The organism is Herbidospora sp. RD11066, from assembly GCF_054661255.1.
The window spans coordinates 150,763-163,047 of the sequence record NZ_BAAGDO010000011.1; the positions used below are offsets into that span (position 1 = coordinate 150,763).

The following is a 12,285-nucleotide window of genomic DNA, read 5'->3' on the forward strand; positions in this document are numbered from 1 at the left end:
TCAGCGTATCGAAAACCGCATACGCGCTGGTAACAGCCTGTTCCGTTCACTGGCGCCATGCTTCGAGCACCTCTCGCCCTCAGCCTCGCCGTGATCACCGTGGCCTGCTCGCCCGTCGCCGCCGCCCAGCCTGCACGCGGTCCCGACGGCGGCCTCCCCGGCGGGGTGACGGTGTTCGACGACGAGTTCGCGGGGGTCACCAACCTCGACCCCGACCTGCTCCGCGCGCTGCGCGCCGCCGCGACCGACGCCGCCGAGGCCGGGATCGTCGTCTACGTCAACAGCGGCTGGCGTTCGGCGAAGCGTCAGACCCAACTGCTGCGGGAGGCGGTGGAGACGTACGGCTCGGAAGAGGAGGCCGCCCGATGGGTGGCCACCGCGAAGACCTCCCGCCACGTACGCGGAGACGCGGCCGACCTCGGAGCATCCGACGCCACCTCCTGGCTGTCCGAGCACGGCGCCGCCTACGGGCTCTGCCAGATCTACGAGAACGAACCCTGGCACTACGAACTCCGCCCCGCCGCGATCGACGACGGATGCCCGCCCCTGTACGCCGACCCCACCCACGACCCGAGGATGCACCGGTGACCACCACGTGGAAGCGCGGCCCCGTGTTCGCCGCCCTGGCGCTGTCGCTCGGCCTGCTCCTGCTGCTGCACACGTCCATCACCGACCGGGGCGGCCTCGGCAGCCTGGTGGACACCTTCCTGCCGTGGTTCGGGGTGTTCGTCCCGGTACTGCTGGCCGGAGCGTGGTGGCGCCGCTCCGCCACCACGGCGGTCGCGCTCCTGCTCCCCGTGGGAGTGTGGCTGAGCCTCTTCGGCGGGCTGCTGGTCGACAAGTCGCAGCCGGGCGGCGACCTCACCGCGGTCACCCACAACGTCGGCGCCGCCAACCCCGACCCGGCCGGCACCGCCCGCGCCCTGGCCGCCTCCGGCGCCGACCTCCTGGCCCTGGAGGAGATCACCCCTCAGATGAGACCGCTCTACGAGAGGGAACTGGCCGCGGCCTACCCCCACCACACAGTCGAGGGCACGGTCGGCCTCTGGAGCAGGCTGCCCCTGACCGGCCCCCGCCCAGTCGACCTCGCCATGGACGCCGGACCCCTCGCCGACACCATCCCGGCCGCCGCCAAGTCGGCCGACACCCGGGCACTGCGCGCCACCGTGGCGACGGAGCACGGTCCTCTGGGGGTGTACGTCGCCCACCTCGGATCGGTGCGGGTGTTCCCCCGCAACGGCTTCTGGACCGACAGCCGCGATCGCGGCGCGCGGGCACTCGCCGAGGCCGTCGCCGCCGACGAGAACGAGCGGCTGGTCGTGCTCGGCGACCTCAACGGCACCACGAACGACCGCGCCTTCGCCGGTCTCACCGCACACCTGCGTCCCGTCCACGACGAGGTGGGGCACGGCTTCGGCTTCACCTTCCCCGCGGCCTTCCCGGTGGCGCGCATCGACCAGATCCTGGTACGCGGCGTACAGCCCAAGAGCTCGTGGGTGCTCCCGGCCACCGGCAGCGACCATCTGCCGGTCGCGGCCAGAATCGGCGTCGTGGTTTTCGACTAGGCCAGCCAGAGGGCGTGGCGCCGGTGGCGGGGATCACCGAACTCGATCTCCGCCGTCGGATCGGCCCGGAGGACCTGAAGCGCCATCCGGGCGGTCACCCGATCGGCCGCGCGCCGCCGCCGTTGAAATTGGATCGCCTCGTCCGCGACGGAACGACGGTGGAGCTTCCGGATGACGACGACGCGGGTGACCCTTGACGGCGCCGAATTCCCGCGCGAATAACGCAGCGCGAAAATCCAGTGCCGGGATTCGGCCCGGAAATGCCTCTGCCGGATGTGGTGGATGGTGCGGGACATGCGCGACCTCTCGGCCCCGCCAGTACCTCTGGCGTGGACCTAGAAGTCCGCGCCGGTGAAACGGCCGCTCATGCTCAGAACCTCCGCTGGCTCTGGACGTTGAGTTCGGGCATCTTCACGCTCTTCGCCGGGTCGGTCAGCGGGTCGTTGATCTCCAGGATGTCGAGGCCCTTGGTGATGTCGCTGGAGTAGATGAACCCGTTGTAGTAGTAGGCCGACCACGACCCGCCCAGTTCGAGCCCCGCCCGCAGCGGCCCCCGCTCGAAATAGGCGATCTCCTTGGCGTTCGCCGAATCGGTGAAGTCCCACACCGAGACGCCGCCCTGATACCAGCCCTGGACCATGATGTCCTTGCCCTCGACCGGGATCAGCGAGCCGTTGTGCGCGACGCAGTTCTCCTCCGGCGTCTGTTCCCGGCCGATTTTGAAATAGCCGCGCCGCTGAAGGGTGCGCTCAGGCGTCAGATCGTAAATGGCGTTCGCGCCCTCCTGCATTCCGGAACCCCGGTCACAGGTCGCCGAGGTGCCGCCGCCGAGTTCGTCGCTGAACACCAGTTTCGTGCCGTCATTGTTGAAGGTGGCCGAATGCCAGACAGCGAAATTCGGGTCCTGTACGACCTGGAGCACCTTCGGCACGAGGGGATTGGAGATGTCCATCAGCACGCCATCCCCGAAACAGGCCCCCGCGGCGAGCTTCAGCTCCGGATAGACGGTCACGTCGTGGCAGCCCCGAGGATCGGTCATCTCCGCGCCCTCCTCGAGGGGCCGCGCCCCGAACACGGGAGGCTTGGCCGCCACCCGGGCCTTCTCGGGGGCGTCGACGGGCACCTCGATGATGTCCATGGCGGCGTGCGGAGGCGGACAGGTCTCCGAGCCGGGAACCGGGCCGGAGGAGGCGACGTAGACGTACACGGTCTTCTCGCCCGGCAATACCGCATGGGTATGGGAGCCGCACTCGGTCTGGATCGAGGTCACGTACTTCGGCTGCTTCTTGTCGGAGACGTCGAAGATCCGTACGCCCTCCCACGACGAGGCCGACCCTTCTTCACCGGCCCCCGCCGCGCAGGACGCGCCGTCCATGGGGTAGTCGACCGAAAGGAAGAGAAGATTCCCGGTCACCGAGATGTCGTTCTGGCCGCCGTCGCACACCGTACGGGAAACGACCGAAGGTTTTTCCGGGTCGGAGATGTCGACGATGGTGAAACCGGAGTAATTCCCGACGAATGCGTATTCGCCCTGAAAGGCGAGATCAGTGCCCCAGTCCTGGGGACCGTTGAAAGGAGCGTCGAGAGGGACGTTCGCGACGACCCTGATGTTGTCGCTGTGCCCGACCGCGTCGACCGCCAGCTTCGGCGCCGAAGTCGCCGCCTGCGGCGACGACCGGGGAACCGCCCGGGAAGGCGACGTCTCGGGAGGAGTGTCGCCGCCAGTAGAACACCCGGCGAGCAGGAGGGCCACCACCAGGGCGCCGAAGATCCGCCTCATATGGGAACGCTATGGCACGGATGCCCCGGCTACGTGGGGAATGCGTAACGGTTTCACGAGCTCCACAGCATGTTGGTCAGCTCTTCGTCGAGATCCATGAAGTCGACCTCACGCCCGGCCGGCACCAGCTCGTAGGTCCGGTGGAGGAACTCGGTCAGCGGCGCCAGCGGCACCTCGAACAGAGCCTGCCCGAACGGAGAGGTCAGGCTGATGTGCAGCGTGCGCTCCCCATCGGACCGCGCCGGCCACACCTGGACGTCACCGTCACCCACCCGCCGGACGATGCCGACGGTCAGCAGCTCGCGCGCGAAGATCCACTCGACCGGCTCGTCGTTCCCGACGTGGAAGGCCATGCGGATCGCATAAGGATCTTCGGCGGTGTAGCTCAACCCCGCCAACAGCGGGACGGTCGTGCGGTCTGGGACGACAAGCCGAAGGCCCAGCTCGGCAGAGACGGTGGTGCTGTTCATCGTCAGCCAAACCTTTTCGTCGTCGGGACCCCCTGCGGGGCTTTCACTGCTCAGACGGACCACGTCCCGAGCTATGACGCGGAACGAAGAAACCTTGCAGGGAAGATTCCGCTGTCAGGCCGTTCTGTAACACACAGCGCAGCCGAACATTTTGGCATCTACCTGCGCAAACACCATAGACAACCCGGTGTTTGCGATGGTTTTGCGTGTCCTCCGAGACGTGGATGGGCTTCAGGTGGTGCTTATTGGTCGAGTGTGGAGCATCACGATGCTATGCCAACAGACCGCCACGCCGCCCGTTCCTGGAGAACCTTTCGATGACGATGCGGGGACGGAGCCGAGACACTGCGGGTACTCCAGGGGTCCGGCGCACTCGTCGCTTCGCGTGGAGGGGGCGGAGTGGGGTATGGTTTTCCCTGTCGGGCCCCGCAAGGGGGCGACGATCCCGGGCGATTAGCTCAGCGGGAGAGCGCTTCGTTCACACCGAAGAGGTCACTGGTTCGATCCCAGTATCGCCCACCAGCTCACAGGCCCTTTCCACTCCACTGGAAAGGGCCTGAGGTCTTTCCGGGGAGAATCCGGGGAGATCACGAGTTGTGGCCGTCGAGGGAAATCCCGGAGAGTGCCGTCATGACTGCTCAGCACCATGAGCCTCAACGCAGCCCCGCCGAGACCCTCGCCATCCTCCACAACGACCGCAGCCCCAAGACGATCCGTGCAGCACTGCCGCCCGGAGACCGCGACCTGTTCGACCGCGAATACCGATCAGCTCTTGATCACGCCAAGGTCTCCTACGACCTCACCCCCATCAAGGCCTTCCAGGATCGATGGTGGGCGACGGCGGTCCTCAAGGCCGACCCCGCCGAGTACGACGACACCCTGAGCCGGGCCGAGGCCGCCATGGAGCACCTCAACCGCGGCGACACACCTCCGGGCGCTGTCCCGTGGGACGACGACCTGAAGGCGCGCATGCAAGATCGAACCCGGTACGGCCCGGGGCGCCCCCCACTGCCGTGGACCGGCGAGGCCACAGCACAGGCCAAAGATCGCATCGAGCGTGGCGAGTAGCCCGACCGCGTGTACGCCATCACCTTCGACCCCGTCGCCGAGCAGCAACGCGACGCACTGCCGACCCCAGCGGTCGCCAGCTACATGGAGGCGTGTGCCGTCCTGGAGGTCGCGCCGTGGAGCGGAGAGCCGCCGGCGAACAACCCCGTCGGCAACATGCTCACCAAGACCTTCGGCACGAGCGGCCTGCTCACCTACCTCGTTCTTGAGGAGAGGCGCCTGGTCTACGTCATCCGCATTCACTGGCTCGGTTGATCACGCGGGCCGGATCAGCGTGATCTCCCCGCCGCCGGTTCCCTCGCGCCAGCGGGCGAGCTCCGCGTCCAGCGCTGGCACCGGGGAGTACGGCCAGATCTGGTAGCGCTGAGCGATGCCCAGCTCCCACAGGCCCTGCATGAGCCCCTTCAGATCGGCGACCATCTTGTCGGTGATGTGGCCGTAGACCCCGGACATGCTCAGGTCCTCGTGGCCCATTTGGGAGACCACCAGCGCCTTCTTGATGCTCCCGTCGTCCATCCACGTCTGGTAGCCGTGGCGCAGGCCGTGCGGCGTGAGCTTGGGCAGGATCGGCAGCCAGCTGGCCAGGTGTGGCTGTTCCCCTTCCGGCCACGCCGCCCAGTTGGGGCGGCCGCGCCCGCGCGGCGGCTCGAAGGGCTGCCCCTTCTCGGCTTTCGGCCACGGCCAGTACACCGGCCGGCCTGGCCATGCGGCGGCGGCCGAGACGTCGACCACCAAACGGCCGTCTCGCTCCTCGGAGCGGGGCGTGTGAGCGGCGACGTCGACGAGCACCGGCCGGGCTGGCCGGGCGCGGGCGCCCTTCTTTGCCGGGTACTCCCCGTCGGCCGCCGGGCGCATGACTCGGGCTGAGAACGCCCCCCGCTCGTAGTGCGCGTGCCCCGGTGTCCGGAACAGGGTGGGCGCGCCGGTGCACCACTCGATGGCTTCTTCCCCGTCGACGCGCGGCAGTTCCTCATCGCGGCCGGTGCATGTGCACGTCGACGCCGTGGCGGCGGCTGCCCGCACCCGTAACCGCGCGAGTAGGAAGTCGGGGATGTGCAGGTAGCGGATGGAACCGTCCTTGGGGAAGCCCCAGTAGAAGTCGCCCGACATCTCGTACAGCTTCCACCGCACGTAAAGCCTGCCGTCGGGGGTGATCGCGTCTGGCTTGAGGGCGAGCATCTCCGACCACCGCATGCCCGTCCAGCCGAGCGTGACCAGAGCGTCGAAGACGTCGTCGCTGCCGGCCAGCATCGCGGCCCGCTCGGCGATCAGGATCGCCTGCAGGGGAGTGCCCCACGCCTTCTCGGCGCGAAGGTGCGCTTGGACCCGGCGAGTCCCCTTCTTACCCTTACCGCGCCGGCGTGCCGCCGGGTTGAAGGGGATGTATTTCGGCACCGCGTCGCCAAGGATGTTGATCAGCAGGGAACGGGCGTCGTACGCGGTGCGCGGCGCGTACCCGGCCGCCACGATCGACCGCTCCCAGGGAGCCATCTCTTCGACGCGGAAACTGTCCAGAGCCCGCGCGGCGAAGACGGGGATCAGGTGGCCCTGGAGCATGAAACGGTAGTTACGCATCGTGCTGGGCTCCAGGTCCTGCCCGGCGATCCACAGGTTCGCCCACTCCCCGAAGGTGATCTTCGACGCGTCGGGGTCGACCCACTTGCCCCGCCGGATCAGCTCCTCCTGGTAGTCGCCGAATCGCTGGGCGGCCTCACCGTCGTCGCCGAAGATGTTGCCCTGGTCGTCCATGATCGTCTTCTTGTAGCCGCCGTCGGGCTTTTTGTAGATCGCCCGCCACTTGTCGCGGTGCCACTCCTTGTGGGCCATCACTTCCTCACTTCGCGGGGGCGAAGAGCTTCATCCGGTCGGTGCCGACCTCGATGATCTGGTCGACTAATCGTTCCCGGATCGCGCTCTTGGGGACGGGGATGTAGAAGCCGGCGGAGGTCAGGGACCACTCGACCTCGCGCACGGCCATGTCCTCGCGTTCGATGCGCAGTACTCCGAATGGCGTGTCGGCCGGGACCGCGAGGTCGACGAGCCGGGCCACCGCCGGACCGCCGATCCGGGTCAACCGCGCGGCAAGTTCTCGAGAGATGAGGGTCTCGTCGACGAGCCACGTGCTGCAGCACTTTCGGTCGATGACGAGAGGTCGATTGTCCGGGAGGCGAGAGGGCGGAACGGGCTGGAAGATCAGATGACGGTATACGGACATACGGCTGCCTTGTGCCTTGCCTTGCTACGTACGTACCTACATCGCGCCCCACACGCGTCCCGGGAGCATCACACGAACTGCACCGTTCGTCACGTTCCAATTCGAGTTAAATACGACATATGCGGGCACTTCTATTGCGAGGTTAGCTACTTCTTACCGAATGGACAGAGGCCGCTGGCGCGATTAGTCAATGGCCATGCCCGTGACCGCTGCCGTCGCTGAAGTACTCATCCGCCAAGTCTTGGACCAGCTTTTCGGCCATGCGCCGTAGGCGTGCCCTGTCGGCCGGACTGGCGTCCTTGGGCACCATGTACGTAATCCGTTCGCCGCCGCCCAAGTCCTCGGTCACGACCTCCGTTTCTTCCTGCTGGCGCGCGATGATCATCTCTTCCAGGATCTGGGCGGCATCATTCCGGTCTGCGGACTTCAGATCGCCCGGCTCGATGCCGAGTGCGAATGCCGCGTGGGCCAGAATCTGCGCAGACGCCGAGAACGGTGTGGGCGGCTTGCCGTGCAGTCCGGGTTTGTAGCCCCGTTCGATGTGACCCCAGGTGCTCGCGCTCATACCGGCGCGTTCGGCGGCAGCGGGAACAGTGAGACGCGGCACCGCGCTCTCCCGCTTCCTTCGAATTAGTGCACCTTCGGGTGTGGGAGGCAGGTCCCTCGCCATGGCTCCTGTCGGCCCCTTCACGCGAAGTTGAGGAACAAGCAGTCACGTACAGGAACACACTGGCCTACCCCCTGGTTGCGAGCAAACTCGGCACCCCCCAACCGTGCGCGAGTAACAAAAAGCAAGAAAGCATCTTGCTTGTGCTTACTTGTGACTGTACGGTCTTGCTCATGACAACGACGAAATCACGTCGATGGCCGATCTACCAGAACGGTGCCGAAGTTCGTTCGCGTCGTCTGTCCAAAGGACTCGGACAAGAGCAACTCGCGGTGAAGGCCGGAATCACGCACGGGCACGTCTCGCGCATCGAACGCGACGTTGCGTCGGCTGGTGCCGACGTCCTCAAGCGTCTTGCTGAGGCGCTGGAGTGTGAGGTCAAGGACCTTCTGGCATGAGCGCGGCGGCCGAGGAGGTTGAGGTCCCGCGCGTCTACACCCACGAAGAGGGCGCTCGGCTGATCGACCCTGGCGGAAAGATCGTCCGCCCCTCGACCCTCGCTCGCCTCGCCCGCAACCACCTGGTTCCTTGCACCCGTAACGGGCGCAAGTCCGGCTGGACAGCAGCTCAACTCGTCGGCGTCGTCGCCCATCTGGCGACCGCGAACCAGTCCCCAGAGTCTTCGGCACCGCCCGCGGAGAAGCGCAAGCGCGAGGCCTCCCCGCCGCCGAAGCGCGGCGCCATCGCCCCCCTGGAATCCCGGCCTGGCCGTCGCTACAGCCAGGCCCACTGAACGGAGCACCATGACCACCCCCGCAACGACCGTGACCCCGGGCCACGTGCTGCGCGCCGCAGCCAACCTGATCGAGCACTACGGATTCCACCGCGACTTCCCCCTTGCCCCTCCGGCCGACGGCCCGGAGCTCACTGTCATCGGTGCGATCCGCAAGGCCGTCGGCCAGGACCCGGCCGGCGAGGAGCCGCTCAACGACCTGGCCCTGCCCGCCCTGCGGCGCCTGGCCCTCAGCCTGCGCACCATCCGCCGCGACCTGTGGGACTACCGCACCAAGGGCGGCAAGCTCCCGGACGACATCCTCACGCCGATCGCCGCCTGGGCCTGCGGCCTGGACTCGACCGGCGTAAGGGCCGGCCTCGAACTGGCCGCCACCGCCGACGACCACCACCGCGCCCAGGAGGACGCCACCCTCGCCAAGGAGATCACGCTCCTGGACGACTGGACGCTCGACCAGCTCCGCGCCGACCTCGCCAAGTGCGAGCACTCCGGCGACATGGACGAGTGGGACACCATCTACCGCGAGCACCTGATCGCCCGCATCGCCCGGGTCGAGAACGGCGAGCTGACCGCCCCGGTGCAGCCGTGACCTACCAGGTGCCGGTCGACGTGGCCGACGACGGCCCGGTCGACGAGCTGCTCGGCGACCTCGCCGACGCTTCGCTCTACCGCATCGAGTGGCCCGGCGTCGACGGCCGCCCTGGCGGCTACGTGATGGCCCGGATCGGCGGCGAGGCTGACCCGGTTCCCATCGCCATCGAGCACCCGGGCCTGCAGGCCCGGCTCACCCTCCCGCGCGAGGTCGCCTGGGGGATCGCGTCGGTCCTGACCGACGGCCTGATCACCAGCCCCGACGCGATCCCCGAATGGGCGCTGACCCCCGCGATCCCGCGCGACGACGACGGCACCCCCTACCCCGGGATGCCCGCCTTTCCTGATCTCCCGACATGACGAGGTCCCTCGGCGGTGCGCGCCGAGGGACCCGACAAGCCCTCAAGGACTTCCGATGATGATCAAGCGTAGCGGCCGGGCCAGACAGGCCCCGCCGTGCACGACGGTCGACCGGTCGGCGACACGCATGCACGACGGCCGCCCGGTCGCGGGCATCGTGCTGCACGCCGACGACCAGGACGCCGAGCTCACCGTTACCAGCATCGCCGAGGCTGACGCGCTCGTGTCGGCCGTGATCGCGATGCGGACCCAGCTGGCCGTCGCCCTCGACCTCAACGCCCTGCACGGCGGTGGCCGGTGAGCCGCCACGAGCAGCAGATCACGGCCGCCGTGCTCGCCAACCTGCTGACGCTCGACCTGCCCGTCGGAAACTGGGACCTCCACACGCGGATCCGAAGCGGTTGCACTGCCACATCTCCAGGTCCGGACGTCTGGTCGCCGATCGGGTCACCGACGTGCGCGCATGGGGCGACGCGCTCAACGCGACGCCGACGGTCCTCAAGGTCTCGTCTCTCCCCAACGCCACTTACATGGTGGACGGCACCTACCAGGGGGTCGACATCCGAGTGTGGACCGAGGTCCAGGACGACGAGCTCGCCGCCCTGGACACGGTGAAGGCCGGCTGATGGCCGAGACGTTCACCCTCACGACGATCCGGAATCCGCGCGTCGGCGAGATCCACCTCGAGGCGGTCGGCGGCCGCGGCCTGAACCTTCAGCTGTGCACCGGTGACCACGCCATCGCCATCGAGCTCGGCGCCCGGTCGGCCGACCGGGCCGCCGACGCCGAGGCGATGGACTGGCTCGCCGACGTCGCCCGCCAGGCCGCCGTACGGCTGCGCAGCTCCTCACCGCCCAACGAGTTCCCTGGGAGTCGGCTGTGACCGTCGCGAACGACTACTTCCTCAAGTCGGTCTCACACCAGGACGGGTGCAAGAGCCCCGGCTGGGACCTCCAGACCGACGAGTCGGAGCTGGCCACCGCCCGGAAGCTCACGATCCGGGCTGTCTGCCCGGCCGACGGCGGGTGCGGCATCTACACCACGTGGCAGGTCGAGGTGCCGCTCGACGACGACCGGGCGGGCTGGTCGCACATGCGCGGCCCGGTCGAGGACATCGGCTACGGCTCGCGCCCGATCCGGGTGGGCGAGGCCTGGCTCCACGCGGGCCGGGCCAGCTACGTCGGCGAGCCGAACTACTGGATCGTCTCCCGCTCGCGCGAGCGGCCCGCCTCCTGGGCCGACGTCGCCGGTGTCATCTCCCGCTACCGCACGGGCAACGGCCGGTTGTCCAAGTCCCGGTGGATCGCCGCGGCCGCCTACCGGCCCAACACCTTCGGCATGGTCCCGTCCGTGACCGACGAGCACCAGACCAGTCGCGCCGCCGCCGTGCGGTGGGTGCTGGCCGACCACACCCCCGATCTCACGGCCGCACCGCACGCGGTCGTAGCCCTCACGCCCTCGGAGAGTTCATGAGCACGATCGAAACGTCCCTCGCCTCCCGGCTGGGCCCCATCACCCCGGGGCCCATCCACGCCCCGGACGGTCCGGCCGGGAGGACGCCCGCGGTCGCGATCGACCTCGGAAAGTCCTTCAGCCTCTGGTTCGACAACGTCCCCGACCTGGACGCGCTGATCACGGCGGCCCAGGCGCAGCGCCACCAGCTGGTCTGGCTGCTGGCCTCGCGTGACAGGGTCCCGGCTCCTGACCTCGACGGGCCGAACCCGCCCGCCCTGCCCGCGCCGCCGGCCCCGTACGTCCCGGCGCCCGCGACCGCGCCGGCGGGCGGGGCGCACGCCGCGCCGCACGAGCAGTGGCCCCAGCCCCAGCCCGATCCGCAGCTCGGCCGCCCCTACGTGGAGCACCAGGCCGGGCTCGTCTCCAACGGGCAGGCCTCGGGCCCTCAGCCGCCGAGGTGACATCCCGGCGTCGTCACCTCGGCCGCCGTTCCCACCCACCGCGCCGGTCCTTCCGCGCACTCATCAGGGCTGCGGGCCGCTCGTCGGTCACGTTCCTGCGGAGCGCGCTGGGGGTTCCGCGCTGGTGGGAGTAAGCCCCCTCACCATCTCCCTACACAAGGAAGATCCATGAAGACCGACCAACGCCCCTGGCACACCGCCCTCACCGAGAACGTGTGGGTGCTCGGCGAAGCGGCCCGCAGGCTGCGGGCTGCCCAGAAGGCCGCAGAGGGCATGCTCTGGGTCAACGACGAGTTCCGCGTTCAGGACCTTCGGGGTATCGCCGTGCGCTCGGGCACCCGCTGGGCTGACGCCGAGTGGCAGCCTCACGTGAGCGCCGTCACTATCGTCGCCGACGCCTTCCGTGCCCAGCGCGACAAGCTGGAATCGGCGGCCCACGACGCATCGGTGGCGTACGCGACCGGCACCGTGTCGTCGGTCATCAGCGTGCTGGCCGGCGAAGAGCGCCGGATCCCGATCGTGCTGGTCGACCAGGACGGGAAGCCCCTGCTGCACCCGCTGGACGTCCCGGCTCCAGATCTCGTGTCTCCCTCAGGCCAGCGGTGGTCGGGGGAGCCGAAGTTCAGGGCCGCCTACGACCGGCTGGCGCGCATGATCGGCGCGCGCCACGCGGCCGCAGAGCTCGCGTCGGAGAGTTACCTCGCGGACCACGAGGCGGCTGAGATGCACAAGTTCTTGGACGAGGCGCGCGACCTGCCCGACGCGGCCTACGACTACGGCACGCACGCCGAGAACGCCTTGCGCTTCGCCCTGCTGCCTGTCACCCGGTTCAACGCCGGGGCCGACTTCAAGCCCCAGGAGTAGCCCTCTGAGTTCCCGGGCCCGCTGTGGGGGGCGAGGCCTGGGTTCGCGCGGGGCCG

Annotated in this window: 20 protein-coding genes and 1 tRNA gene; 15 read left to right on the forward strand and 6 right to left on the reverse strand. The window is 68.7% G+C overall.

Annotated elements, in window-relative coordinates; genetic code table 11:
• The first annotated feature begins 57 nt into the window (after positions 1-57).
• Together ACYQ78_RS33415 and ACYQ78_RS33420 are read left to right on the forward strand one after the other, a co-directional pair.
• Positions 58-588 (forward strand): M15 family metallopeptidase, encoded by a 531-nt coding sequence (locus tag ACYQ78_RS33415; RefSeq protein ID WP_459804950.1) that lies wholly within the window; start codon positions 58-60, stop codon positions 586-588.
• On the forward strand, positions 537-1,565 hold the full coding sequence (locus ACYQ78_RS33420) for an endonuclease/exonuclease/phosphatase family protein (protein WP_459804951.1): 1,029 nt from the start codon (positions 537-539) through the stop codon (positions 1,563-1,565). Before ACYQ78_RS33415 ends, ACYQ78_RS33420 begins: the two co-directional genes overlap by 52 nt.
• Here ACYQ78_RS33420 and ACYQ78_RS33425 read toward each other — a convergent pair.
• The 3 genes from ACYQ78_RS33425 to ACYQ78_RS33435 form a co-directional block, all read right to left on the reverse strand.
• On the reverse strand, positions 1,562-1,861 hold the full coding sequence (locus ACYQ78_RS33425; protein ID WP_459804952.1) for a hypothetical protein: 300 nt from the start codon (positions 1,859-1,861) through the stop codon (positions 1,562-1,564). The genes ACYQ78_RS33420 and ACYQ78_RS33425 overlap by 4 nt on opposite strands.
• A gap of 74 nt (positions 1,862-1,935) precedes the next feature.
• On the reverse strand, positions 1,936-3,345 hold the full coding sequence (locus ACYQ78_RS33430) for an LVIVD repeat-containing protein (RefSeq protein WP_459804953.1): 1,410 nt from the start codon (positions 3,343-3,345) through the stop codon (positions 1,936-1,938).
• A 53-nt stretch (positions 3,346-3,398) separates the two neighbouring features.
• Positions 3,399-3,815 carry an SsgA family sporulation/cell division regulator gene (locus tag ACYQ78_RS33435; protein WP_061295511.1) on the reverse strand — a complete coding sequence of 139 codons (417 nt, stop codon included), beginning with the start codon at positions 3,813-3,815 and terminating at the stop codon, positions 3,399-3,401.
• 447 nt (positions 3,816-4,262) lie between these two features.
• Here ACYQ78_RS33435 and ACYQ78_RS33440 point away from each other — a divergent pair.
• The 3 genes from ACYQ78_RS33440 to ACYQ78_RS33450 all read left to right on the forward strand — a co-directional run bounded on the left by ACYQ78_RS33440 (position 4,263) and on the right by ACYQ78_RS33450 (position 5,138).
• Positions 4,263-4,337 (forward strand) — tRNA-Val (locus ACYQ78_RS33440).
• 108 nt (positions 4,338-4,445) lie between these two features.
• On the forward strand, positions 4,446-4,883 hold the full coding sequence (locus ACYQ78_RS33445; protein WP_459804954.1) for a DUF6247 family protein: 438 nt from the start codon (positions 4,446-4,448) through the stop codon (positions 4,881-4,883).
• A 9-nt stretch (positions 4,884-4,892) separates the two neighbouring features.
• Positions 4,893-5,138, forward strand: a complete 246-nt coding sequence (locus tag ACYQ78_RS33450; protein WP_459804955.1) for a hypothetical protein — start codon at positions 4,893-4,895, stop codon at positions 5,136-5,138.
• Here ACYQ78_RS33450 and ACYQ78_RS33455 read toward each other — a convergent pair whose 3' ends face one another.
• The 3 genes from ACYQ78_RS33455 to ACYQ78_RS33465 form a co-directional block, all read right to left on the reverse strand.
• Complete coding sequence (locus ACYQ78_RS33455) at positions 5,139-6,710, reverse strand: hypothetical protein (RefSeq protein ID WP_459804956.1); 1,572 nt, start codon at positions 6,708-6,710, stop codon at positions 5,139-5,141.
• 7 nt (positions 6,711-6,717) lie between these two features.
• Positions 6,718-7,098 carry a hypothetical protein gene (locus ACYQ78_RS33460; protein ID WP_459804957.1) on the reverse strand — a complete coding sequence of 127 codons (381 nt, stop codon included), beginning with the start codon at positions 7,096-7,098 and terminating at the stop codon, positions 6,718-6,720.
• Positions 7,099-7,285: 187 nt separating this feature from the next.
• On the reverse strand, positions 7,286-7,768 hold the full coding sequence (locus ACYQ78_RS33465; RefSeq protein WP_459804958.1) for a helix-turn-helix domain-containing protein: 483 nt from the start codon (positions 7,766-7,768) through the stop codon (positions 7,286-7,288).
• Between the two features lie 170 nt (positions 7,769-7,938).
• Between ACYQ78_RS33465 and ACYQ78_RS33470 the strand changes: the two genes are divergently transcribed.
• The 10 genes from ACYQ78_RS33470 to ACYQ78_RS33515 all read left to right on the forward strand — a co-directional run bounded on the left by ACYQ78_RS33470 (position 7,939) and on the right by ACYQ78_RS33515 (position 12,229).
• Positions 7,939-8,163, forward strand: a complete 225-nt coding sequence (locus tag ACYQ78_RS33470; protein WP_459804959.1) for a helix-turn-helix domain-containing protein — start codon at positions 7,939-7,941, stop codon at positions 8,161-8,163.
• Positions 8,160-8,498, forward strand: a complete 339-nt coding sequence (locus ACYQ78_RS33475; protein WP_459804960.1) for a hypothetical protein — start codon at positions 8,160-8,162, stop codon at positions 8,496-8,498. Before ACYQ78_RS33470 ends, ACYQ78_RS33475 begins: the two co-directional genes overlap by 4 nt.
• A 10-nt stretch (positions 8,499-8,508) precedes the next feature.
• Positions 8,509-9,087, forward strand: coding sequence for a DUF6197 family protein (locus ACYQ78_RS33480; protein WP_459804961.1), 579 nt, complete (start codon positions 8,509-8,511; stop codon positions 9,085-9,087).
• Positions 9,084-9,449: a hypothetical protein gene (locus tag ACYQ78_RS33485; protein ID WP_459804962.1), complete on the forward strand. Its 366-nt coding sequence runs from the start codon at positions 9,084-9,086 to the stop codon at positions 9,447-9,449. Before ACYQ78_RS33480 ends, ACYQ78_RS33485 begins: the two co-directional genes overlap by 4 nt.
• A gap of 55 nt (positions 9,450-9,504) precedes the next feature.
• Positions 9,505-9,750, forward strand: a complete 246-nt coding sequence (locus tag ACYQ78_RS33490; protein WP_459804963.1) for a hypothetical protein — start codon at positions 9,505-9,507, stop codon at positions 9,748-9,750.
• 154 nt (positions 9,751-9,904) lie between these two features.
• Positions 9,905-10,075, forward strand: coding sequence for a hypothetical protein (locus ACYQ78_RS33495; protein ID WP_459804964.1), 171 nt, complete (start codon positions 9,905-9,907; stop codon positions 10,073-10,075).
• A complete protein-coding gene (locus tag ACYQ78_RS33500; RefSeq protein WP_459804965.1) occupies positions 10,075-10,332 on the forward strand; it encodes a hypothetical protein in 258 nt (85 codons plus the stop codon). Before ACYQ78_RS33495 ends, ACYQ78_RS33500 begins: the two co-directional genes overlap by 1 nt.
• Entirely contained in the window at positions 10,329-10,922 is a 594-nt protein-coding gene (locus tag ACYQ78_RS33505) for a hypothetical protein (protein WP_459804966.1), read from the forward strand. Before ACYQ78_RS33500 ends, ACYQ78_RS33505 begins: the two co-directional genes overlap by 4 nt.
• Complete coding sequence (locus ACYQ78_RS33510; RefSeq protein ID WP_459804967.1) at positions 10,919-11,365, forward strand: hypothetical protein; 447 nt, start codon at positions 10,919-10,921, stop codon at positions 11,363-11,365. The genes ACYQ78_RS33505 and ACYQ78_RS33510 overlap by 4 nt, the downstream gene beginning before the upstream one ends.
• A gap of 168 nt (positions 11,366-11,533) precedes the next feature.
• Positions 11,534-12,229: a hypothetical protein gene (locus ACYQ78_RS33515; RefSeq protein WP_459804968.1), complete on the forward strand. Its 696-nt coding sequence runs from the start codon at positions 11,534-11,536 to the stop codon at positions 12,227-12,229.
• Positions 12,230-12,285 lie beyond the last annotated feature (56 nt).

Bases quoted from the DNA above. Each gene is read 5' to 3' on its own strand.
- ACYQ78_RS33415 (WP_459804950.1), top strand. From the start codon at position 58: ATGCTTCGAGCACCTCTCGCCCTCAGCCTCGCCGTGATCACCGTGGCC.
- ACYQ78_RS33420 (WP_459804951.1), top strand. From the start codon at position 537: ATGCCCGCCCCTGTACGCCGACCCCACCCACGACCCGAGGATGCACCG.
- ACYQ78_RS33425 (WP_459804952.1), bottom strand. From the start codon at position 1,861: ATGTCCCGCACCATCCACCACATCCGGCAGAGGCATTTCCGGGCCGAA.
- ACYQ78_RS33430 (WP_459804953.1), bottom strand. From the start codon at position 3,345: ATGAGGCGGATCTTCGGCGCCCTGGTGGTGGCCCTCCTGCTCGCCGGG.
- ACYQ78_RS33435 (WP_061295511.1), bottom strand. From the start codon at position 3,815: ATGAACAGCACCACCGTCTCTGCCGAGCTGGGCCTTCGGCTTGTCGTC.
- ACYQ78_RS33445 (WP_459804954.1), top strand. From the start codon at position 4,446: ATGACTGCTCAGCACCATGAGCCTCAACGCAGCCCCGCCGAGACCCTC.
- ACYQ78_RS33455 (WP_459804956.1), bottom strand. From the start codon at position 6,710: ATGGCCCACAAGGAGTGGCACCGCGACAAGTGGCGGGCGATCTACAAA.
- ACYQ78_RS33460 (WP_459804957.1), bottom strand. From the start codon at position 7,098: ATGTCCGTATACCGTCATCTGATCTTCCAGCCCGTTCCGCCCTCTCGC.
- ACYQ78_RS33465 (WP_459804958.1), bottom strand. From the start codon at position 7,768: ATGGCGAGGGACCTGCCTCCCACACCCGAAGGTGCACTAATTCGAAGG.
- ACYQ78_RS33470 (WP_459804959.1), top strand. From the start codon at position 7,939: ATGACAACGACGAAATCACGTCGATGGCCGATCTACCAGAACGGTGCC.
- ACYQ78_RS33475 (WP_459804960.1), top strand. From the start codon at position 8,160: ATGAGCGCGGCGGCCGAGGAGGTTGAGGTCCCGCGCGTCTACACCCAC.
- ACYQ78_RS33480 (WP_459804961.1), top strand. From the start codon at position 8,509: ATGACCACCCCCGCAACGACCGTGACCCCGGGCCACGTGCTGCGCGCC.
- ACYQ78_RS33490 (WP_459804963.1), top strand. From the start codon at position 9,505: ATGATGATCAAGCGTAGCGGCCGGGCCAGACAGGCCCCGCCGTGCACG.
- ACYQ78_RS33500 (WP_459804965.1), top strand. From the start codon at position 10,075: ATGGCCGAGACGTTCACCCTCACGACGATCCGGAATCCGCGCGTCGGC.
- ACYQ78_RS33510 (WP_459804967.1), top strand. From the start codon at position 10,919: ATGAGCACGATCGAAACGTCCCTCGCCTCCCGGCTGGGCCCCATCACC.
- ACYQ78_RS33515 (WP_459804968.1), top strand. From the start codon at position 11,534: ATGAAGACCGACCAACGCCCCTGGCACACCGCCCTCACCGAGAACGTG.